This window comes from Pseudomonas sp. GX19020 (genome assembly GCF_023371075.1).
Lineage (GTDB): Bacteria > Pseudomonadota > Alphaproteobacteria > Rhodobacterales > Rhodobacteraceae > Pseudogemmobacter.
In genome coordinates, this window is sequence record NZ_JAMCCR010000007.1 from 122,369 (window position 1) to 142,555 (window position 20,187).

General features: G+C 62.6%; 18 protein-coding genes. 12 read left to right on the forward strand and 6 right to left on the reverse strand.

The window, feature by feature from the left end; translation table 11 throughout:
- Position 1 precedes the first annotated feature (1 nt).
- From M3484_RS13165 to M3484_RS13210, 10 genes are all read left to right on the forward strand, one after another.
- The gene (locus tag M3484_RS13165) at positions 2 to 1,144 is read left to right on the forward strand and encodes an acyl-CoA dehydrogenase family protein (protein WP_092904710.1); all 1,143 of its coding nucleotides are present in this window, start codon (positions 2 to 4) and stop codon (positions 1,142 to 1,144) included.
- Positions 1,141 to 2,322, forward strand: a complete 1,182-nt coding sequence (locus tag M3484_RS13170; protein ID WP_249497224.1) for a trans-sulfuration enzyme family protein — start codon at positions 1,141 to 1,143, stop codon at positions 2,320 to 2,322. The genes M3484_RS13165 and M3484_RS13170 overlap by 4 nt, the downstream gene beginning before the upstream one ends.
- Positions 2,322 to 3,710, forward strand: a complete 1,389-nt coding sequence (gene hydA / locus M3484_RS13175; RefSeq protein ID WP_249497225.1) for a dihydropyrimidinase — start codon at positions 2,322 to 2,324, stop codon at positions 3,708 to 3,710. The genes M3484_RS13170 and hydA overlap by 1 nt, the downstream gene beginning before the upstream one ends.
- Positions 3,711 to 3,713: 3 nt before the next feature.
- Entirely contained in the window at positions 3,714 to 4,901 is a 1,188-nt protein-coding gene (locus M3484_RS13180; protein ID WP_249497226.1) for a M20 family metallo-hydrolase, read from the forward strand.
- A 157-nt stretch (positions 4,902 to 5,058) separates the two neighbouring features.
- Positions 5,059 to 6,792 carry an AMP-binding protein gene (locus M3484_RS13185; protein ID WP_249497227.1) on the forward strand — a complete coding sequence of 578 codons (1,734 nt, stop codon included), beginning with the start codon at positions 5,059 to 5,061 and terminating at the stop codon, positions 6,790 to 6,792.
- Positions 6,789 to 7,268 carry a MaoC family dehydratase gene (locus M3484_RS13190; RefSeq protein ID WP_249497228.1) on the forward strand — a complete coding sequence of 160 codons (480 nt, stop codon included), beginning with the start codon at positions 6,789 to 6,791 and terminating at the stop codon, positions 7,266 to 7,268. The genes M3484_RS13185 and M3484_RS13190 overlap by 4 nt, the downstream gene beginning before the upstream one ends.
- Positions 7,268 to 8,275, forward strand: a complete 1,008-nt coding sequence (locus tag M3484_RS13195; protein ID WP_249497229.1) for an ABC transporter permease — start codon at positions 7,268 to 7,270, stop codon at positions 8,273 to 8,275. Before M3484_RS13190 ends, M3484_RS13195 begins: the two co-directional genes overlap by 1 nt.
- A complete protein-coding gene (locus tag M3484_RS13200; RefSeq protein WP_092904696.1) occupies positions 8,272 to 9,132 on the forward strand; it encodes an ABC transporter permease in 861 nt (286 codons plus the stop codon). Before M3484_RS13195 ends, M3484_RS13200 begins: the two co-directional genes overlap by 4 nt.
- Entirely contained in the window at positions 9,129 to 10,097 is a 969-nt protein-coding gene (locus M3484_RS13205) for an ABC transporter ATP-binding protein (protein ID WP_249497230.1), read from the forward strand. The genes M3484_RS13200 and M3484_RS13205 overlap by 4 nt, the downstream gene beginning before the upstream one ends.
- Positions 10,094 to 11,086 carry an oligopeptide/dipeptide ABC transporter ATP-binding protein gene (locus tag M3484_RS13210; RefSeq protein ID WP_249497231.1) on the forward strand — a complete coding sequence of 331 codons (993 nt, stop codon included), beginning with the start codon at positions 10,094 to 10,096 and terminating at the stop codon, positions 11,084 to 11,086. The genes M3484_RS13205 and M3484_RS13210 overlap by 4 nt, the downstream gene beginning before the upstream one ends.
- Before the next feature lie 68 nt (positions 11,087 to 11,154).
- Here M3484_RS13210 and M3484_RS13215 read toward each other — a convergent pair whose 3' ends face one another.
- The 4 genes from M3484_RS13215 to M3484_RS13230 form a co-directional block, all read right to left on the reverse strand.
- The gene (locus tag M3484_RS13215; protein WP_092904691.1) at positions 11,155 to 12,750 is read right to left on the reverse strand and encodes an ABC transporter substrate-binding protein; all 1,596 of its coding nucleotides are present in this window, start codon (positions 12,748 to 12,750) and stop codon (positions 11,155 to 11,157) included.
- Between the two features lie 178 nt (positions 12,751 to 12,928).
- Positions 12,929 to 13,873 carry a 3,5-dioxohexanoate:acetyl-CoA acetone transferase gene (gene kce / locus M3484_RS13220; RefSeq protein WP_502942465.1) on the reverse strand — a complete coding sequence of 315 codons (945 nt, stop codon included), beginning with the start codon at positions 13,871 to 13,873 and terminating at the stop codon, positions 12,929 to 12,931.
- A gap of 10 nt (positions 13,874 to 13,883) precedes the next feature.
- Positions 13,884 to 14,666, reverse strand: a complete 783-nt coding sequence (locus M3484_RS13225) for an SDR family oxidoreductase (RefSeq protein ID WP_249497233.1) — start codon at positions 14,664 to 14,666, stop codon at positions 13,884 to 13,886.
- Between the two features lie 69 nt (positions 14,667 to 14,735).
- A complete protein-coding gene (locus M3484_RS13230; RefSeq protein WP_171909736.1) occupies positions 14,736 to 15,593 on the reverse strand; it encodes a MaoC family dehydratase in 858 nt (285 codons plus the stop codon).
- Positions 15,594 to 15,746: 153 nt separating this feature from the next.
- Between M3484_RS13230 and M3484_RS13235 the strand changes: the two genes are divergently transcribed.
- Both M3484_RS13235 and M3484_RS13240 read left to right on the forward strand, forming a co-directional pair.
- Positions 15,747 to 16,958 (forward strand): acetyl-CoA C-acyltransferase, encoded by a 1,212-nt coding sequence (locus M3484_RS13235; RefSeq protein WP_092904818.1) that lies wholly within the window; start codon positions 15,747 to 15,749, stop codon positions 16,956 to 16,958.
- A gap of 15 nt (positions 16,959 to 16,973) precedes the next feature.
- Positions 16,974 to 18,905, forward strand: coding sequence for a 3-hydroxyacyl-CoA dehydrogenase NAD-binding domain-containing protein (locus tag M3484_RS13240; protein WP_249497234.1), 1,932 nt, complete (start codon positions 16,974 to 16,976; stop codon positions 18,903 to 18,905).
- 14 nt (positions 18,906 to 18,919) lie between these two features.
- Here M3484_RS13240 and M3484_RS13245 read toward each other — a convergent pair whose 3' ends face one another.
- Positions 18,920 to 19,672 carry an IclR family transcriptional regulator gene (locus tag M3484_RS13245; RefSeq protein ID WP_249497235.1) on the reverse strand — a complete coding sequence of 251 codons (753 nt, stop codon included), beginning with the start codon at positions 19,670 to 19,672 and terminating at the stop codon, positions 18,920 to 18,922.
- An 80-nt stretch (positions 19,673 to 19,752) separates the two neighbouring features.
- Positions 19,753 to 20,166 (reverse strand): rhodanese-like domain-containing protein, encoded by a 414-nt coding sequence (locus M3484_RS13250; RefSeq protein ID WP_249497236.1) that lies wholly within the window; start codon positions 20,164 to 20,166, stop codon positions 19,753 to 19,755.
- Positions 20,167 to 20,187 lie beyond the last annotated feature (21 nt).

Genomic DNA, 20,187 nt, shown 5'->3' on the forward strand with positions numbered 1-20,187 from the left:
GATGGATTTCGAGATTAGCGAAGAACAGCGCCTGATGCGCGACAATCTGCGCAGCTTCCTGACGCGTGAATGCCCGATTGAATATGTGCGCGAATGTGACGAGGCCGAGCGCTTCCCGACCGAGCTTTACGACAAGCTGGCGGCGGAGGGCTGGCTCTCGCTGCCGATCCCGGTCGAATATGGCGGCATGGGCGGCAGCTGCACCGATCTGGTGGTGTTTCTGGAAGAATTCGCCCGCCATTTCGAGGCTGGTGCCAATCTCTACTATACGACCGTGGTCATCGCGACCGATGCGCTGACGCATTTCGCGACCGAAGAACAGAAGAAAGAGCTGCTGCCGAAACTGGCGCGCGGCGAGATCCGTTTTGCGCTCTCGCTCTCCGAGCCGGGCTCGGGGTCTGACGCGGCCTCGCTGGTGACACGGGCCGAGCTGGACGGTGAGGAATGGGTGATCAACGGGCAGAAAATGTTCTGCTCTGCCGCCCAGGTGGCGGATTACATCCTTCTGATGACCCGGACCGACCCCGAGGCACCGAAACATAAAGGCATCACCATGCTGCTGGTGCCGACCGGCACCAAGGGCATGGAAATCCGGCGGCTGAAGAAGCTGGGCCTGAAGCCGATGGATCTGAACGAGATCTTCCTGACCGACTGCCGCATCCCGAAAGAGAATGTGATCGGCGAGGTGAATGGCGGCTGGATGAATGCGCTGAAGACGCTGGATTATGAGCGCTGCTGTCTGACCGGCGTCAATGTCGGTGCCGCACAGTCGGTGCTGGAGAAAATCCTGCAATATACCGATGAGCGCAAGCAGTTCGGTCAGAAGATCAACAGCTTCCAGCTGACCAAGGCGAAGCTCGCCGATATGGATATGGAGATCGAGGCAGCGCGGCTGCTGCTCTATCGCTCTGCAAACCTGGTGGATCGCGGCATTCCGAACAACAAGGAATCCGCGATGGCCAATCTCTACTCGTCTGAGATGTATGTCCGCGCCGCGCTGAACGGGATGCGGATGATGGGCGGCTGGGGCTATCTGATGGAATTCGACATGCAGCGCCATTTCCGCGATTCGAAGCTGGCCGAAATCGGCGGCGGCACGTCCGAGATCCTGCGCATCATCATCGCGAAAGAGCTGACCAAATGACAAAAGCCCCCGCACTTCGCCTGGCCACGATCGCGGTTCACGCCGGTCACGACCCGGCGGAGGCAATGGGGGCGGTTTCGCCGCCGGTCTATCAGACTGGCACCTTTGTCGCGAAAGACACCGCCGAGCTGATGGCGATCAACAGCGGCGAAAAGCGCGGCTATGTCTATTCCCGGGTGCGCAACCCCACTGTTCTGACGGCGGAACAGCGGGTTGCGGCGCTGGAAGGGGCGCAGTCCTGTGTGCTTTACGCCTCGGGCATGGCGGCGATTGCGGGGGCGCTGGCACCTTTGCTGGAAGCCGGCGACGAGCTGGTGGCACTGCCCGATATCTATGGCGGCACCATCCGCTATTTCCGCGATGTGCTGCCGCGCCAGGGCGTCAATGTGGTCTGGGCGGCCTCGGGCGCGGTGGCGGATGTGCTGGCTGCGGTGACAGAGCGGACGAAGGCGATCTATGTCGAGACCCCGACCAATCCGCTGCTCAGGGTGGTTGATCTGCGGGCGATCTCGGAGCTGGCGGCGCAGCGCGGCATTCCTGTAGTGGTGGATGGCACCCTTGGCGGGCCGATGAACCAGCGGCCTTTGCACCTTGGGGCGGCGCTGGTGGTGCATTCCGCCTCGAAATACCTCAACGGGCATGGTGATCTTTTGCTGGGGGCGGTTTGCGGCAGCCGGGATCTGACGCGAAGGCTGCGCAGCAATCAGCAGGCTTCAGGCGCCATTGTCGACCCACATGCCGCATGGCTTTTGCTGCGCGGCATGACCACCTATGCTTTGCGCATGGCGGCCCATAATGCCGGCGGCCAGAAAGTGGCTGAATTCCTCGCTGCGCATCCCAAAGTGGCAAAGGTGCATTACCCTGGCCTCACCTCCCATCCCGATCACGCGCTCGCCCGGAGCCAGATGACCGGCTTTGGCGCGCTATTGTCCTTTGAGGCGCAGAGCGCGGATGCCGCCCGCCATGTGGTGGATGCCACCCGGCTCTTTGGCATCGGGGCATCGCTTGGCGGTGTGGAAAGCCTGATTTCCCAGCCTGGCAATACCTCGCATTACTCGGTGCCGCAGGCGCAGCGCCTTGCGATGGGGATCAGTGAGAGCCTGGTGCGGATCTCTGTCGGGATCGAGGATCCGGAAGACCTGATCGCCGATCTTTCCCAGGCGCTGGAGGGCTGCTGATGTCGATCCTGATCACCGGGGGCCGCGTTGTCACCCCGAATGGCGTGCAGTTTGCCGATGTGCTGACCGAAGGCGAAAGCATTCGCGCTGTGCTGCCGCAGGGGGAGGGACGCCTTGTTGCACCGGATGCAAGGGTGATCGATGCGACCGGCCGGGTCGTTATCCCGGGCGGGGTCGATCCGCATGTGCATCTGATGGTCGGATTCATGGGCGTGCGTTCGGTCTATGATTTCGGCTCGGGCGGGATTGCGGCCTTGCGCGGCGGCACCACCGCAGTTGTCGATTTCGCGCTGCAACGGCGCGGCGGCTCGATCCTGAAGGGGCTGAACCATCGCCGGGGTCAGGCCGATGCCAATGTGACGGTGGATTACGGGCTGCATGTGATCGTCACCGATGTGAATGCGCAGACGCTTGCCGAACTGCCCGCGCTGCGCGCGGCGGGCGTCACCACGCTGAAGGTCTATACTGTCTACGAGGAAGACGGGCTGAAGCTGACTGACGGCGCGCTTTATGCGCTGATGCAGGCGGCGGCGCAGAATGACCTCTCGGTCGTCCTCCATGCGGAGAATGCCGATATTGTCGAACGGCTGCGGGCCGAGGCGGTTGCGGCCGGCCACGAACATCCGCGCTATCACGCGCTGACCCGGCCGAAGATCGTCGAGATCGAAGCCGTTTCGCGGGCCATCACCTTCTCCCGCGCGACCGGCTGCGGCGTTCATATCCTGCATCTGGTCGCCGCCGAGGCGATTGATCTGGTCATGCGCGCCAGGGCCGAAGGGGTAAAGATCACGGCCGAGACCTGCACGCATTATCTGGCGCTGACCGAAGAGGCGCTGGAGCGCGAGGATGGCTATAACTACATCCTGTCGCCGCCGCTGCGCGATCAGGCAAATCAGGATGCGTTGTTCCGGGGGCTTGCGCAGGGCGGTCTCAGCCTCGTGGCCTCGGATGAGGTCAGCTACAGCGCCGAGGCCAAGCGCAAAGGCCTGCCATCTTTCACCACTGTCGCCAATGGCACCACCGGCATCGAATTCCGGCTGCCGGTGCTCTGGACCCGCGGCGTCGATCAGGGCCGGTTGTCGCTGATGCGGTTTGTCGAGCTGTTCTCGACCCTCCCGGCGCAGATTTTCGGCTTTGAAAAGAAGGGTGTTATCGCCCCGGGCTATGATGCCGACCTGGTGCTGATCGACCCGGTGACGCGTCGCACCATCACGCCCGCCAGCGATTACGGCGACATTGGCTACAACCCTTATAGTGGGCAGGAGCTGACCGGATTTGCCACGGCCACGATCCTGCGGGGGAAGCTCGTGGTCGAGGATGGGGTCTTCCTCGGTCACGAAGGGCAGGGTCGTTTTGTCATGCGGGCCTCGCCCCGCCGCCCGGGTTGAGTGATGGACTTCCGGTCGGATTTCGCGCGGCTGAAGGGCTTTGGGGCAGATCCTGACGGTGGCTGGTCCCGGCTTGCCTTCAGCGCGGCAGATAATCAGGCGCATGACTGGCTGCTGGCCGAAGCGCGCGCGGCGGGCCTTGGCGCGCGTTATGACGCGTTCGGCAATGCCATTTTGCGCCTTGAGGGCAGGGGCCCCAAATTCCTGATCGGATCGCATCTGGATTCGGTGCAGCGGGGCGGCGCGTTTGACGGCGCCATCGGGGTGCTTGCAGGCTTTTCGGTTCTGAAACAACTGAAAGCCGAAGGCTGGCAGGGCCGCGCCATCGAGGTTATCGCCTTTCGCGACGAAGAAGGGCGGTTCGGCCCTTTCACCGGCAGCCGTGCCATGGCAGGGCTGCATGATGAGGCGGCCCTTGCCCGCGCCCGTGCGGCCGATGGCACCGAGCTTGCGCCTTTGATGCAGGAGGCGGGGTTCAGGCCGGCCAATGCTCCCTATGATTTTTCGGATGTGGCGGGCTATCTGGAACTGCATATCGAGCAGGGCCCGGTGCTGGAAGCCGCAGGCATTCCGCTGGGGCTTGTCACCGCGATTGCCGGTCAGGAGCGGCTCGCGCTGCGCTTTACAGGCCAGGCCGATCACGCCGGGACCGCACCGATGGATCTGCGCCGCGATGCCCTGGCCGGAGCGTCGCGTTTCGCGACAGAGTTCCGGGCGATGATCCGCGCCGCCAACGACCCGCATCTGCGCGGCACCATCGGCGTCTTCAGCGTTGCACCCAATCAGGGAAATGTGGTGCCGGGTGAGGTGCGCATGGGCCTTGAACTGCGCGGCCCGGATGGCGGGCAGTTGCTGGCCCTGCGCGGCGCGGTTGAGCAATTGGCGGAAGCGGTCGCGACTGACGAAAAGCTCGATCTGCGGATCCGCCGGGTCTATTCGGATCATCCGGTTCCGATGGATGCGGGCCTTGCCGCAGCGATGTCTGCGGCCGCGAAAGCCGAAGGCATCGCGACCTGCGAGCTGCTGTCCGGCGCAAATCATGATGCCGGGATCATCGGGCGCATCGTGCCCGCGCTGATGCTGTTCGTGCCCTCGGTTGGCGGACGCAGCCATTGCCCTGAAGAAGAGAGCGACCCCGCACATATCGAAGCGGCGATCCGGGTGATGTTACGGATGCTGAGACAGGTCTGAACTGTCTTTTGACATGGCTTCAGGAACAGCATGTTCGTTCTGAATTCGGGCATGTTTGGGGATTTTCTGTCTATTCCCTTTTGACCCGTGCAGCAGGTGCTTGTTTCATTATTAGGAACCTGATTTCATATATCAGACCCAAAGGACGTGAACAGCAATGACGCCGAAGGCCGAAATCAGCGACGATACCCCTGCCGCTGCGCCGGGTCCGGAGCCATTGGCCTTCCAGACCGGGCCGCAATCGCCGCATTGGCCGGCCGGGCTTGCTGCTGATCTGCCGGTGACCGGTGAGAATCTTGCCGCTTTGCTTGAACGCAGCGCCACGACCTGGCCGGCGCGACCGGCGCTTTACTATTACGGCACCGTTTTGCGCTATGACGCATTGCAGGCGGATGTCTGCGCGCTGGCAGCCTGGCTTGTCGCCGACGGGCTGCGCCCGGGTGACCGTGTTGTTCTTGACCTGCAAAATGCACCGCAATTCGTGATCGGATTCTATGCCGTGCTGCGGGCGGGCGGTGTGGTTGTGCCAGTCAACCCAATGAATACAGCGGAAGAACTGGGTTGGATCGTCAGCGACAGCGGCGCCCGTATGGCGATCGTGGCGGATGAATTGCTGGAGCGTTTCGCCGTTCTGAGCGGAGCGGGTGAGCTCGACCGGATTCTGCGCCTGCGCTACCTGGACCGGGTTCCGGACACATCCGATACGCTGCCGGACGTGATGCTCCGCCCCGCACCGGCCGAGGTTCCTGCGATCTCGGTCGATTTCGAGGCCGCAATCCGGGCGGGCCGTGGGCTCAGCCTGCCGCCAATGCCGCCCGGGGGCGAGACGCTTGCGATCCTGCCCTATACATCCGGCACCACTGGCCGGCCTAAGGCCTGCTTTACCAGCCATAGCGCTGCCAGTTTTGTCGCCGAGGCGCAGCGGGTCTGGTATCGCACCGATCACAGCTCGGTCATGACCTGCTTCATGCCGCTGTTTCATGTGGCGGGCATGATCGCCTCGATGGCCGAGGCGATCTGTGCCGGGGCGGCGCTTGTGCTTCTGACCCGCTGGAATCCCGATGCGGTGCCCGGTCTCCTGCGCCGCCATAAGGTGACCTGGTGGTCCGCAGCGCCGACGATGATCGTCGATGTGCTGGGGTCGGAGAACTTTACCGATGATTGTTTCGCCTCGCTGCAGGTGCTGACCGGCGGGGGCGCCTCGATGCCGGCCGCGGTGGCCGAGCGCCTGTTCAGAAAATGGGGGCTGCGCTTTTGCGAGGGCTATGGCCTGACCGAGACCATCTCAGCCACCCATATCAACCCGCCGGATGCGCCAAAGGATCAGTGCCTCGGGCTGCCGATACAGAATACCCATTCGATTATTGTCGACCCCGAAACCCTGCTGCCAGTGCCGCAGGGGGAACTGGGCGAGGTGTGGATTTCCGGCCCGCAGGTCATGCTCGGCTACTGGAACCAGCCCGGAGCCAGCGCTGAAACGCTGGTTACGCTGAACGGCAGGACCTGGTTGCGCAGCGGCGATCTCGGTTATGTCGATTCCGAGGGCTATTACTTCATCGTCGACCGCATCAAGCGCATGATCAATGTCTCGGGCTATAAGGTCTGGCCGGCGGAATGTGAGATGCTGCTCTATCGGCATCCTGCGGTGCATGAGGTCTCGGTGATCTCGGCCCCCCATGCCCGCAGCGGCGAGACGGTCCGCGCCGTGATCGCGCTGAAGCCCGAATATCGCGGCAAGGTGGATGCCGATGAAATTATCACCTTCGCGCGCGGGCTGATGGCGGCCTATAAAGTGCCGAGGGAAGTGGAGTTCCGCGATGCTCTGCCGCGCTCGGGATCGCGTAAGATCGACTGGCGCAGCCTGTGGACCGAGGCCTGGAAAAAGACATGACCGAACAGATCTGGTATGAAACCTTTATCCCCGGCACGGTTCTGCAATCAGCGTCGCGGCTGATCACCGTGCAGGATATTGATGATTATGCCCGGCTGACAGGCGAGGATCATCCGGTTCACATGAATGACACCTTTGCGCGTGAGGCGGGGTTCGCGGGCCGTATCACCCATGGCCTGTTCAATCTGGCACTGATCGAGGGGCTGAAGGCCGGGCTGGGCTGCTTTGACCGCTCTGTCACCGCATCGCTGGGCTGGAGCGACATAAAGTTCTCCGCCCCGCTTTACCCCGGTGAAGAGGTCTGTCTGAAGCTTGAATTCATCAGCCGGCGCGAGACTTCTAAGCCAGGACGCGGCCTCGCGACCGAGCGCGGTTATCTCGTCAAGACGGATGGCACCGAAGTGGTGCGGGGCGATCATCTCATCTTTTTGCTGATGCAACCGGCAGGCGTCAGCGGAACAGAGGGTCACAGCTGATGCATCAGATCCCGCTCCGGCTCCTTTCGGCGATCCCGACGCTGTTCGGGGTTGTGCTGGCCACCTTCCTGCTGACGCGCGTTCTGCCGGGCGATCCGGCGGTGTTCTTTGCCTCAAACCCCTCGATGACCAATGCCGATATCGAGGCGGTCCGCCAGAGCCTCGGGCTGGATCAGCCGCTGCCGCAACAGTTCCTGACCTATCTCGGTGCCATCGCGCGCGGTGATCTGGGGCAGAGTTTCTCAACCGGGCAGCCGGTGCTGACCGAGCTGATCAACCGGCTGCCTGCCTCGGCAGAGCTGACGGTGATGGCCTTTCTGCTGGCGCTCGCAGTTGCCATTCCGCTGGGGCTTGCTGCCGCGCTGCGGCCGGGGTCGCTGATCGACCACCTGTCGCGGATCATTGCGACACTGGGCGTCTCGATGCCCACCTTTGTCACCGGGCTTTTGCTGATCTATCTGTTCTATTTCCTGCTCGGCGTCGCGCCGGAGCCGATTGGCCGGCTTGATCCCTTTATGTTCGAGCCTGACCGCGTCACCGGCTTTCTGACCATCGACGCGCTGATTGCCGGTGATCCGGAAATCTTCTTTGCCGCGCTGAAGCAGATGGTATTGCCGGCGGTCACCATGGCGCTGTTTGCGCTTGCACCGCTGACGCGGATGACGCGGGCGGCAATGCTTGAGGCGCTTGGTGCGGAGTTCATTCGCACGGCGCGGGCCTCGGGCCTGTCAAAACGCAAGATCGTGCTGACCTATGCCTTCCGCAACGCGATGCTGCCACTGATCACCACCATGGGCATGACACTCTCCTATATGCTGGGCGCGAATGTGCTGGTGGAACGTGTGTTCGCCTGGCCCGGCATTGGCAGCTTTGCCATGGACAGCATCATCAACCTTGATTACGCGCCGCTCCAGGGGTTCATGCTGATGATGGCGCTGATCTTCATTCTGATAAATCTCGCCACAGATATCCTTGCGGGGATTGTCGATCCGAGGGCCAGCAAATGAACGCCTCCCTCCTGAAAATCAGGCTGCGGGACGCACGCTATGTGCTGGCGGAAAATCCGCTGAACATTCTGGCACTGGTGCTTTTGCTTGTGATCCTTGGGGCAGCTTTGTTTGGTTCGGTGCTGGCGCCGCATGATCCACTGGCCACCAATTCGGCGCAGGCACTGCAACCGCCTTCGGCGTTGCACTGGTTCGGGACCGACCAGCTTGGCCGGGATATTTTCAGCCGTGTGCTGGTCGCCACCAGGCTTGACCTCACCATCGCCTTCGGGGCGGTGATCCTTTCCTGCGTGGTCGGCTCGCTGATCGGCGCGATGATCGGTTATTGGGGCGGGCCTGGCGATGTGGTTGTGTCGCGGCTGGTCGATGTGCTGATGGCCTTCCCGCTTTTCGTGCTGGCGATGGGGCTGGTGGCGGCGCTTGGCAATAGTGTGATCAATATCATTTACGCCACCGCGATCATCAATCTGCCCTTCTATATCCGCCTGTGCCGGACAGAGGTGCGGGTGCGCCGCAACCTTGGCTATATCGAGGCCGCGAAGGTTGGCGGTTCGTCTGACATTCGCATTATGACGCGGTTTCTGCTGCCCAATATCGGTGCGCCGATTGTGATCCAGGCCTCGGTCAATCTGGGCTGGGCGGTGCTGAACGCGGCGGGGCTTTCCTTCCTCGGCCTCGGCGTCAGCCCGCCAACACCGGAATGGGGGATCCTGGTGGCCGAGGGCGCGCGCTTCATGATGTCGGGCGAATGGTGGGTGGCTCTGTTCCCGGGGCTTGCACTGATGCTGACGGTCTTCACCTTCAACCTGACCGGCGACGCGCTGCGCGACCTGCTTGACCCAAGGATGCGGACATGAGCGCACCCCTGCTTTCCGTCAGGAACCTGACCGTCGATTTCGCCACCCGCCATGGTGATGTCCATGTGCTGGATGATGTCAGTTTCGACATCGGCCGCGGCGAGATCATCGGCATCATCGGGGAGTCCGGCTCGGGCAAGTCGGTCACCGCCTATACGATCATGGGTATTCTGGATCATGCCGCCCGTATCCGCAGCGGCGAGATCGCGTTTGACGGGCGCGATGTGCTGGGGATGAGCGGGCCGGAGCGTGACAGCTGGCGCGGTGCCGAAGCCTCGATCATCTTCCAGAACCCGCGCACGGCGCTGAACCCCATTCGCTCCACCGGCGATCAGATCGCCGATGTCATCGCACGCCACAGCCCCGCCAGTGCCGCCGAGATCCGTCGCCGCGCTGTCGCGGCATTGCGCGAGGTGCGCATTCCGGACCCCGAGCGCCGGATGAAGGCGATGCCCTATGAACTCTCGGGCGGGCTTTGCCAGCGGATCGGGATTGCGATTGCCCTCGCCTGCCGGCCGCGGCTGCTGATTGCCGATGAGCCGACCACCGGGCTTGATGTCACCACCCAGGCGGTGATCATGGATCTGATCCGCGATCTGGCGCAGAGCCAGAGCATGTCGGTCGCGCTGATCACCCATGATCTGGCGCTGGCAGCAGAATATTGCGACCGCCTGGTGATCATGCATGCGGGCCATGTTGTCGAGACGGGTCCGACCCCGGAAATCATAACCGCGCCCCGCCATCCCTATACCAGCCGGCTGCTGCGCTCGGTCCCTTCAATGGTGGAGGATCTGAACGAGCTGCATCCGATCCAGGGATCGCTGCCCGATCTGCGCCGCAAGGATCTGCCACCCTGCCGGCTGGCCGAGCGGTGTGATCGCCGTCTTTCGGTTTGTGATGCCGGGCGGTTGCGGCTGGAAGCCTGCGGCCCCGCGCATTCTGTCGCCTGCAGGAACCCGCTATGACCACCCAGCTGATCGCCGCACATGGCCTGAAAATGCATTTCCCGCAGCGCTCCGGCAGGCTGTTTGCGCCAAAGGTGCATCTTCATGCCGTAGACGGCGTCGATCTTGAGATCGCACCCGGCGAGGCGCTTGGCCTGGTCGGGGAATCCGGTTGCGGCAAATCCACGCTGTCGCGGCTGATCTGCCGCCTGCTTGATCCGACCGAGGGCCGCATCGAGCTGGAGGGAGACGATATAACCGCCGGCAGCGCTGCGCGTTTTGGCCGCTCGCCCGCGCGGCGCATGGTGCAGATGGTGTTCCAGGACCCGACGGAAAGCCTCAACCCCCGCTTTACAGTGTTTGATCTGATCGCGGACCCGGCGCGGACGCTTTTGCCGAAAGAAAGCGCCGGGGCCCTGCGGCGCCGCGTAGAGGATGCGGCTGATGCCGTCAGCCTGCCGCATACCTTGTTGCAGCGCTTTCCGCATCAGCTGTCCGGCGGGCAAAAAGCGCGGGTTGGCATCGCGCGCGCGCTGGTGGTCGAGCCGAGGCTGATCGTGCTGGACGAGCCGACCTCGGCGCTGGATGTCTCGGTGCAGGCGACGGTGCTGCAGCTCCTGGACAAACTGCGGCGCGAGCGCGGCATTGCCATGTTGTTTGTCAGCCATGATCTGAATGTCGTGCGGCTTTTATGTCAGCGCATCGCGGTGATGTATCTTGGTCTGGTGGTCGAACAGGGCACTACGGAAGAGGTCTATCACCGCCCGGCACATCCCTATACCCAGGCGCTGCTTTCGGCGATCCCCAACCTGCGGGGCCGCAAAGGCGAGCGGATCAAGCTGGAGGGCGATCCGCAAAGCCCGTTCAATCCGCCACCGGATCGCTGCCGCTTTGCCGGTCGCTGCCCGGTGGAACAACCAGACTGCACCCGCGCCGCGCCGCAGCTTCTGGGCCATGTCGGCAGTCAGCTGGTCCGCTGCTTCCATCCGGTCTCGGCCGCCGCAGACTGAATTTTCCTGGTGGGAAATGGAAAAGGCGGTCCCGACCGGGACCGCCTTTCCTTTTGTCTCTCAGGCAATCAGCCACGTGAGAGTGGCCGCAGATCCAGCTGACGGTGGAAGGTATAGGAATAATTATCGACCGATTTCGCCAGACCCACATCCAGGGTCGGATGCCAGAGCAGGATGATTGGAACCTCTTCCTTCACCAGCTCGATCATGCGCAGGATATCTGCATCATAAACCGCCTTGTCGGTTTCGTAGCGGGTCTTATCGACCAGCGCCCTGAATTCCGGGTTCTGGTAATTGCCGAAATTCCAGCGGGTATCGCCAAAATAGAAGATGCGGAAGAAGTAGTCGGGATCCGCGAGATAAGAGGTCGAGCCCTCGAAGTAGAAGGGAACCTTCTTCTCCTGCAAAAGCGTGCCAAGCTGACCGGCAGGCACTTTTTCAAGGTTCACTTTGATGCCGATCTTGCCAAGGCTTTCCTGCAGCAATAGCGCAACCGGTTCTGCGACGGTGGCGACAGAGAGCTCATAGGCAAAGCTGGTCTCGAAACCATCTGCCAGACCGGCCTCGGCCAGCAGGGCCTTGGCCTTGTCGAGATCGGTGGAATAGCCCAGCGGTTGCGGGAATGTGGTGGTTTCCGGCTTGCCGGGCGTGCCGCCAAACAGCGGCTGGGCGCGGCCGAACAGGGCCGATTGCAACATGTCTTGATAGGGCAGCGCATAGGCAATCGCCTGACGCACCCGCACGTCATCGAACGGCGCCACGGCATTGTTCATGCCGATGAACTGGAAGTTCGACGTCGGCACTCCGACGACCTTGATATCAGGATTGTCCGACAGCGCGATCACGTCTTTCGGCGGCAGATCCTGTACCACATCTGCATCGCCCTTGATCAGCGAGGCGACACGGCTTTCGGCGGTCGGCACGGTCTGCCACAGCACTTGCGCAAAGCCCGGCTTCGGCCCTGATTTCCAGTCATCGAACCGGCTGAAGAGGATCCGGTCGCCGATTTGCGCGCGCTCGATTTTGAACGCGCCGCCGCCTGCGGGATTGGTCTTCAGCCATTCGGAGGCAAAGGGATCCTCAGCGGTTGCATGCTGCGTCGCGAGTTTGGAGTTGACGATGATCGGATAGGTCAGGGCGATGTTGGGCAGCGCGAAACGGTCGGGCTGCGGCAGGTCCACGCGGAATGTATGCGCGTCGACGACCACGAATTGCTCGGACGTGGTCATCGAACCGGTCGAGAACTGGGCCAGACCGATCGGCGAGGCGACGAGACGGTCGAAGGACCATTTCACATCCTCTGCGGTGACCGGCGCGCCGTCATGGAAGGTGGCATCCTTGCGCAGATGGAAGGTGATCTGCTTCTGATCTTCCGACACTTCAAAGCTCTCGGCCAGTTCGGGCTGAATGTCGAAATAGTCGTAATAGAAGGTGCCATCCTCACGCGGCTTATAGGCGAATTTCAGCAGCCGGTCATAGATGTTCCAGGTGATCTGCAGCGAGTTGCGGTTCACCCCGACAGAGAAGCTGTCGAATGAGTTCGCGGCCCCCTCGCTGAGAACCCGCAGCGCCTCTGCCCTGTCCTGGGCATATGCCCATTTCGCCGGCAGAACCGCGGTTGCACCGAACAGGGCCGAGCTGGCCAGAAAAGCACGACGATTCATGATTGCTCCCGATGGAATGTGATTGCCAGTCTATCGACGTTCTGGGGAGATTATTCCACCAGATATAGCAGTTCACGCAAAACTTGGTTGGTTTGTTCTATTTTTTGGGGCAATGTCGGAATATTAATCTACCGCCTTGCCCATTCTCAGATCTGCTGTCCGGCCCTGTCTGCCAGGTTCAGAAACCGACTTTGTCGCCGCCCTTTGTCGCCAGCATCCGCCGCGCATCAGCCGGGGTCGCGACGGTCTTTTTCAGCCCTTCGATCACCGTGCGGATCATGCTGACCTGTTCGGCATTCGATTCCGCCAGCTTGCCGGGACCGGCATAGAGACTGTCTTCCAGCCCGACCCTGACATTGCCGCCCATGGTTGCGGCCATGGTGGCCATGTTCAGCTGATGGCGGCCGCCGGCCAGCACCGACCACTGATAGGTGCCTGCGCCGAACAGGCGGTCGGCGGTTTCCTTCATGAACATGAGGTTCTCGGGGCCGGGGCCGATCCCGCCCAGGGTTCCGACGATCAGCTGCAGGAACATCGGCACCTGAACCAGCCCGCGATCCAGCATATGGGCGAGGTTGTAGAGATGGCCGACATCATAGCATTCAAATTCAAACCGGGTGCCGCCTTTTCCCATCACCTCAAGGATTGTCTCGATATCCTTAAAGGTATTGCGGAAGATGGCATCGCGTGAGGCCTCAAGATAGCCCTCTTCCCAGTCCTCGATGAACTTGCCGCGATACTTTTCGGCCATCGTATAGGTGCCGAAATTCATCGAGCCCATGTTGCACGAACACAGTTCGGGCGAGGCGGTCGAAGGTGCGAGCAGCCGGTCCGAGATCGACATGAACGTCGAGCCGCCGGTGGTCATATTCAGGATGGCATCGGTCTCGGCCCGAATCGAGCGCAGGATATGCAGCCAGATATTCAGGTCCGGGGTGGGGCGATGGGTCTCAGGATCCCGGGCATGCAGGTGGATCACCGCCGCCCCGGCCTTTGCCGCCCCGATAGCCTGTTCGATGATCTGATCCGGCGTCACCGGCAGATATGGCGACATGGTTGGCGTATGGGTTGCGCCGGTAATGGCGCAGGTGATGATGACCTTGTTGCGGTCTTCTTTCGGGATCATTTGCACATCACTCCGTATATTCCAGGCCGCCGCAGATCTGCATCACCTGGCCTGTGACCGGGCGACCGGCCGGGCCGGTCAGATACAGCACCATTTCGGCGATTTCGGCAGGATCAACCATGGTTTTCATGGAAACCGCGCGCAAAGCGATGGCCTCCATTTCCTCATAGCTGATGCCACGGGTCGCGGCCCGGTCGGTGAAAACGCGTTTGATGCGGTCGCCCGCCACGACGCCCGGCGCGATGGCATTCACGCGGATCTGATGCGGGCCAAGCTCGACCGAGAGGGCGCGCATCAGCGAGATCACCGCAGCCTTGGAAGCGGCATAGGGCGAGCGAAGCCCGAAAGCATATTTTCCCGCAACCGAAGCCATACAGACGATCGAGCCGGAGGCATTCTTCTTCAGATGCGGGATAGCGGCATGGGCCATGTAGAACTGGCCATGGACATTCACGTCAAAGCAACGCCGCCAGGCTGCGGCATCCATGTCTTCCACCGAAGCCGCAGGGCCGGCGATGCCGGCATTGTTGATCAGGATATCAAGCCCGCCCATCGCCCCGGTTGCACGTACAACGAAGGCATCACATTGCGCCTGGTCAGCGACATCGCAGATCATTGTGCCGATGCCGGGCAGCTCAGCAGCGGCGGCGGCCAGCACCTCTTCGCTGATGTCGCAGATCCAGACCGCGGCTCCCAGGGCATGATAGGCTCTGGCGATGGCAAGACCGATCCCGCTGGCGCCGGCGGTGATGATCACCCTTTGCGCAGACCAGTAAGTTGTTGCCGTCATGTCGTCTCCTTATCGTCGGTCCGGAGCAGCGGGTGATATGCCAGTCTGCCGTCCTGAATGTGATCGCGTTTAACCCGCGACGGGGTCGATCGCGGCAAGCCCGCCATCAAGCACCGGCGCATCGCGTTCGGCGGCCCGCGCCGTAAAGCGGATGCGGCCAGGCTCCGTCGTCCAGCAGGACAGGCGCAGCGTCTCGCCGGGGAAAAGCGGGCCGGTGAAGCGGGCGGTAAAGCGGCGCATCCGGGCGGCATCCCCGCCTGCGAAGCGGCGGAGCACTTCAAGACAGGCGATGCCGAATGTATTTGCGCCATGCATGATGGGCCGCTCGAACCCAATCTTGCGCGCTGTCTCCGGATCGATATGCAATGGATTGCGATCACCGAGCAGGCGAAACAGCAGCGGACTGTCGCTGCGGGTGGGCAGGTCGTGGGTCTGGTCAGGCTCCCCCGCAGGCATTGCCTCGCTGGCGAAAGCCTCGCCCTGCGAGCCGCCAAAGCCGCCCGCGCCCATCACGAAGAAATTGGAATAAGAGGTAAAGATACGCTTGCCGCCCTGCCAGACCTCGCTGATCTGCAAGGCAAGCGCCGCCTTGCCCTCGCCCTTGTCGGTCAGGCCGCCGATCCGGGTCCTGACCGTAACCTCGCCCGAGGCAGCAAAGGGGGCTTCCATCCGCAGATCGAGCCCGCCATGCACCACTTTTGCGATATCGACCCCGGCAGGTTGCATCCAGTCGTCAAAGAAACACAGATTCTGGCCAAAGCTCGGGACAACCTGCAGCCCGTCCTCGCGGATATAGCGGAAATCGCCTTCGGCCACCGCCCGGTCTGCGCCGCAGCACAGCGCGTAAAGCATGGCGTCGCGATCCTCATAGGACAGGCTGCGATCCGCAATCGGGGTTCCAAAGATGCGGGAAGGATCCAGAGGCATTGGGGATTCCGGGCTGTTGCCGGCGGAGCCTTGCATTGTTCGAAAAAAATTGCAACAGGGGTTCAAATAGTGGAACGTTTTAACCGACCGCTGCATCAGTGCCGGTCGAGGATCTGAGCTCAGCCGCTGAAGGATGTCGAAATGCCTGCGCCCTTGCCCGAAGCCGTCATCGTCAGCACAGCCCGCACTCCTGTGGGCAAAGCTTATCGCGGCGCCCTGAACGATACCTCGCCACAAAGGCTGGCCGGCCATGCGATAACGGCCGCACTGGAGCGGGCAGGCGGGGCCGGGGCAATCGGGCCTGAGGTCGCGGATGTGATCCTTGGCTGCGCGCTGCAACAGGGCGCGACCTCTTTCAATATCGGGCGCCAGGCCGCGCTGGCCGCCGGATTGCCGGTGACGGTGCCGGGCATGGCGGTTGACCGGCAATGCTCGTCCGGGCTGGTGGCCTTGTCGCTGGCCTGCCAGCAGATCCGGCTGGAGGGGCGGCGGATCGTCGTGGCCGGCGGGGTCGAAAGCTGCTCGCTGGTGCAGACGCCGCAGATGAACCTGCATCGCGCCCGTGACCCGGACCTCAACGCCCGCATCCCCGCGCTTTACATGAGCATGATCGAGACGGCCGAGATCGTCGCGCAGCGTTACGGGATTTCACGCGAGGCGCAGGATGTCTTTGCGCTGGCCTCGCAGCAGAAGATGGCGGCGGCCCAGGCAGCGGGCCATTTCACCGCCGAAATCGCTCCGCTCACCGTCCTGCAAAAGCGGACCGACCGGGAGAGTGGCGCGGAGACGCTAGCCGAGGTCCACTTCTCGCAGGATGAATGCAATCGCCCGCAAACCCGCGCCGAAGACCTTTCCGCGCTGCCGCCGGTCCTGAAGGCGGGGCAGCATATCGCGGTGGGAGTTTCTGTCACAGCCGGCAATTCAAGCCAGGTATCCGATGGCGCAAGCGCGCTTGTAGTGATGTCGGGCAGCGAGGCGGCGGCGCGCGGGCTGACACCCCTTGGCACGCTGCGCGGCATCGAAATCGCAGGCTGCGCACCCGATGAGATGGGAATCGGCCCGGTCTTTGCGATCCCCCCGCTGCTGAAACGCTTTGGCCTTACGGTCGCGGATATTGATCTGTGGGAGATCAATGAGGCCTTCGCCGCCCAGGCGGTTTATTGTGGCGACCGGCTGGGGCTGCCTTTTGACCGGCTGAACGTTAATGGCGGCGCTATCGCCATGGGCCATCCCTATGGCATGTCGGGCGCAAGGATGAGCGGGCATATCCTGCTGGAGGGCCGGCGGCGCGGCGCAAAATGGGGCGTGGTCAGCATGTGCATCGGTGGCGGCATGGGTGCGGCCGGGCTTTTTGAAATCTTCTGATCAGGGCGAGCCATCATGCAAAAGATCCCGCTTTCTGCCAGCGTCCATGCCGAGATCCGGGATGGCATCCTGCTGATCATCACGGATAATCCGCCGGTGAACGTGCTTTCTGCCGATGTGCGGCGCGGGCTGATGGCGGGGTTTGACCTCCTGGAAAGCCGCGAGGATCTGCGGGCCGCCGTGCTGCTTTGCGAGGGGAAAAGCTTTTTCGCCGGCGCAGATATGACGGAATTCGGCGGTGAGATCGCGATGCCGGATCTGCCCGCGCTGATCACCCGCCTGTCGCAGCTGTCGCGGCCGGTGGTGGCTGCAATGCATGGCACGGCGCTTGGCGGCGGGTTTGAACTGGCGCTGGCGGCAAGTGCGCGGGTGGCGGTGCCCACAGCCGGCATGGGCTTGCCCGAGGTGACGCTGGGTCTTTTGCCCGCAGGTGGCGGCATCGCGCAGGTGACGCGGCTGGCGGGCGTAGAAGTCGCGCTGGATCTGGTGCTTTCGGGGCGCCGCATCGGGGCAGAAGAGGCCCGGCAGTCTGGGCTGATCGACCAGATCGCAGAAGGAGATCTGCGCGAGGCGGCGACGGCGCTGGCCGCGGCGCTTCCCGTGCGGGCCGGACCCAAGGCCGATCCGGATGCCGTGAGAAAAATTGCGGAATACCGGCACAGGAATGTCGCGAAACTTGCCGGGCGTGACGCGCCCGAAGAGATCCTCCGGCTGGTTGAGATGGCGGCGCAGGAGCCGGATCGCGACCAGGGGCCAGAGGCGCGCGAGGCGTTTTTCCGGCTTGAACAGGGTGAGCAGTCACGCGCGCTGCGTCATGTCTTCGCCGCCGAGCGTCGCCTGAAAGACCTGCCCTTCCTGCCGGCTGAAACGCAAAGCATGCCGGTCGCGACGGTGGGTGTGGTGGGGGCCGGGACGATGGGCAGCGGCATTGCCACGGTGCTGGCAACTGCGGGGTTCAATGTGCTGCTCTGCGATTCCCTGGCCACCGGGCTTCAGCGCGGTCTGCAGGCGGTGGCCGATAATCTTGCGGGCGCAGTCCGGCGTGGCAAGATGGATGAAGCGGCGCGTGCGGCGGCGCTGTCGCGGCTTTCGGGGCATGCGGAGCCGGAGGCGCTGGCCGGTGCTGATCTGGTGATCGAGGCGGTTTTTGAACGCCTTGACGTCAAGACCGCGCTTTTTGCCCGCCTTGACGCGATCTGCAAGCCACAGACGATTCTGGCCAGCAATACCTCATTTCTGGATATCGACGTTATGGCCGCTGCCACCGGACGCCCGGATCGGGTGCTGGGGATGCATTTTTTCAGTCCGGCCCATGTGATGCGGCTGCTCGAGGTGGTGCGCGGCGCAAAGACCAGTCCCGAAGTGATCAGGACTGCGGTCGATATGGGGCAGCGCATGCAGAAAATCACCGTGTGCGTCGGAAACTGCCACGGCTTCATCGGCAACCGTATCCTGCTTGCACGGCAGACGGCCGCGATGGAACTCTTGCTGGCGGGTGCCTCTCCCTATGATATCGACAGGGCAATGACCGGCTTTGGTCTGCCGATGGGGCCGTTCCAGATGGCGGATCTCGCGGGTCTTGATGTCGGCTGGGATCGCGACGGCAGCGCCGGGCGGTCGATGGAGGAGGTGTTCTGCGAAGCGGGCCGCTTTGGCATGAAGAACGGCCTTGGCTATTATGACTATGATGAAAAAGGGCAGGGCAGGCCCTCGGCGGATGCCATGGCGCTGATTGGCGCTTTCCGGGCGCGCCACCCTGAGAAACTGCGCGATGCCGCGCCTGAGGCGCTGCTGGATCACCTGCTGGAGCCAATGCTGGAACAGGTAGACGCCATCATCGGCGAAGGGATTGCGCTGCGGCCCTCAGACATTGATGTGGTCTGGGTGCATGGCTTTGGCTGGCCCCGCTGGAAGGGCGGCCCGGCCTGGCATCGCGGCTATCGCTGAGCGCGCTGCGCGGCTTACGACAGTGGCTGATGACCAAGCTGCGCCGAGAAGCTGATCGCAGCCCGGCGCACCACGTCTGAAATCGCCGCCAGTTTCTCTGTGCTGAGCCTGTAGCTGGGCATCGAGACGCCGATGGTCGCATAGGCTTTGCCATCGGTGCCGATCACCGGTGCGGCGACCCCTGAGATTCCGTCGCGATATTCGTCACGGCCAATCGCACAGCCAGCCGCCCGCATCTCGGCCAGTTGCGTCAGCAGCACTTTCGGGTCGGTGATGGTGTGATCGGTAAATCGCTGCATCACCGGCCCGAGTTCCATGACCTTCGGCGGCTCCTGTTGCATCAGAAACGCCTTGCCGAAGGAAGAGGCGTGCAGCGGCGACCGGCTTCCCAGCGGCGCAATGGCCTGAAGAGGCTGGGCGCAATCCACCTTTTCGATGATGATCACTTCCTGGACATCGGCGCGTGCAAGCAATGCGGTTTCATCCACGGCTGCGGTGATCGTCTGCAGATGCGGCCGTGCCATGATGCGGATATCGCTGCGCTGAAAAGCCCGCACACCGACTTCCCACATCTTCACCGTCATCAGATAACGGCCATTGGGCTCATCCTGGGTGACATAGCCCATCTGCGAGAGGGTTTCGAGCAACCGGTAGGTGGTGCTTTTGTTCATCTCGATAGAGCGGGACAATTCCGCCAGCCGCACCGGCGCATCGTAGCGCGACAGATGTTCAAGCAGAGTTAGGGCTTTGCCGACGGTACCAGACATCTATACGCGCTCAAATCCGACTGAGGGAATTCACTCCTGGGGATGATTAGCCACAAGGTCCGGATGCCGACAAGCAGCTTTTACGGTTTGGCCTTTGGCTCAACCGCCTCAACAGGGTTGCCGGCCCGTTTCCAGTCGCCGAATCCGCCAAGGATATGGGCGACCGGGGCAAGGCCCATATCCTGCGCCGTTTTCGCCGCCAGCGCAGAGCGCCAGCCTGAGGCGCAGTAAAACACAAAGGTCTTGTCTTCCTGAAAGACCGGCTTGGCATAGGGGCTTTCGGGATCAATCCAGAATTCGAGCATGCCGCGCGGGCAGGAGAAAGCCTCGGGGATCTTGCCCTCGCGGGTCAGTTCGCGCGGATCACGCAGGTCGACAAAAACCACATCATCGCGGCCGTAAAGCGCCAACGCCTCTTCGGTTGTCAGGGTTTTGACCTGCTGATTGGCCTCGGCGACCATGTCTTTGATATGCCGGGTGATCGTCGATGGCATGCTGCATTCCTGCTGTAAAAG

What these genes read in the sequence shown, in the direction of transcription:
- M3484_RS13200 (WP_092904696.1), top strand. Translation starts at nt 8,272, where the DNA reads ATGAACGCCTCCCTCCTGAAAATCAGGCTGCGGGACGCACGCTATGTG.
- M3484_RS13190 (WP_249497228.1), top strand. Translation starts at nt 6,789, where the DNA reads ATGACCGAACAGATCTGGTATGAAACCTTTATCCCCGGCACGGTTCTG.
- M3484_RS13225 (WP_249497233.1), bottom strand. Translation starts at nt 14,666, where the DNA reads ATGACGGCAACAACTTACTGGTCTGCGCAAAGGGTGATCATCACCGCC.
- M3484_RS13195 (WP_249497229.1), top strand. Translation starts at nt 7,268, where the DNA reads ATGCATCAGATCCCGCTCCGGCTCCTTTCGGCGATCCCGACGCTGTTC.
- M3484_RS13205 (WP_249497230.1), top strand. Translation starts at nt 9,129, where the DNA reads ATGAGCGCACCCCTGCTTTCCGTCAGGAACCTGACCGTCGATTTCGCC.
- M3484_RS13185 (WP_249497227.1), top strand. Translation starts at nt 5,059, where the DNA reads ATGACGCCGAAGGCCGAAATCAGCGACGATACCCCTGCCGCTGCGCCG.
- M3484_RS13165 (WP_092904710.1), top strand. Translation starts at nt 2, where the DNA reads ATGGATTTCGAGATTAGCGAAGAACAGCGCCTGATGCGCGACAATCTG.
- hydA (WP_249497225.1), top strand. Translation starts at nt 2,322, where the DNA reads ATGTCGATCCTGATCACCGGGGGCCGCGTTGTCACCCCGAATGGCGTG.
- M3484_RS13215 (WP_092904691.1), bottom strand. Translation starts at nt 12,750, where the DNA reads ATGAATCGTCGTGCTTTTCTGGCCAGCTCGGCCCTGTTCGGTGCAACC.
- M3484_RS13250 (WP_249497236.1), bottom strand. Translation starts at nt 20,166, where the DNA reads ATGCCATCGACGATCACCCGGCATATCAAAGACATGGTCGCCGAGGCC.
- M3484_RS13240 (WP_249497234.1), top strand. Translation starts at nt 16,974, where the DNA reads ATGCAAAAGATCCCGCTTTCTGCCAGCGTCCATGCCGAGATCCGGGAT.
- M3484_RS13210 (WP_249497231.1), top strand. Translation starts at nt 10,094, where the DNA reads ATGACCACCCAGCTGATCGCCGCACATGGCCTGAAAATGCATTTCCCG.
- M3484_RS13245 (WP_249497235.1), bottom strand. Translation starts at nt 19,672, where the DNA reads ATGTCTGGTACCGTCGGCAAAGCCCTAACTCTGCTTGAACATCTGTCG.
- M3484_RS13170 (WP_249497224.1), top strand. Translation starts at nt 1,141, where the DNA reads ATGACAAAAGCCCCCGCACTTCGCCTGGCCACGATCGCGGTTCACGCC.
- M3484_RS13230 (WP_171909736.1), bottom strand. Translation starts at nt 15,593, where the DNA reads ATGCCTCTGGATCCTTCCCGCATCTTTGGAACCCCGATTGCGGATCGC.
- M3484_RS13180 (WP_249497226.1), top strand. Translation starts at nt 3,714, where the DNA reads ATGGACTTCCGGTCGGATTTCGCGCGGCTGAAGGGCTTTGGGGCAGAT.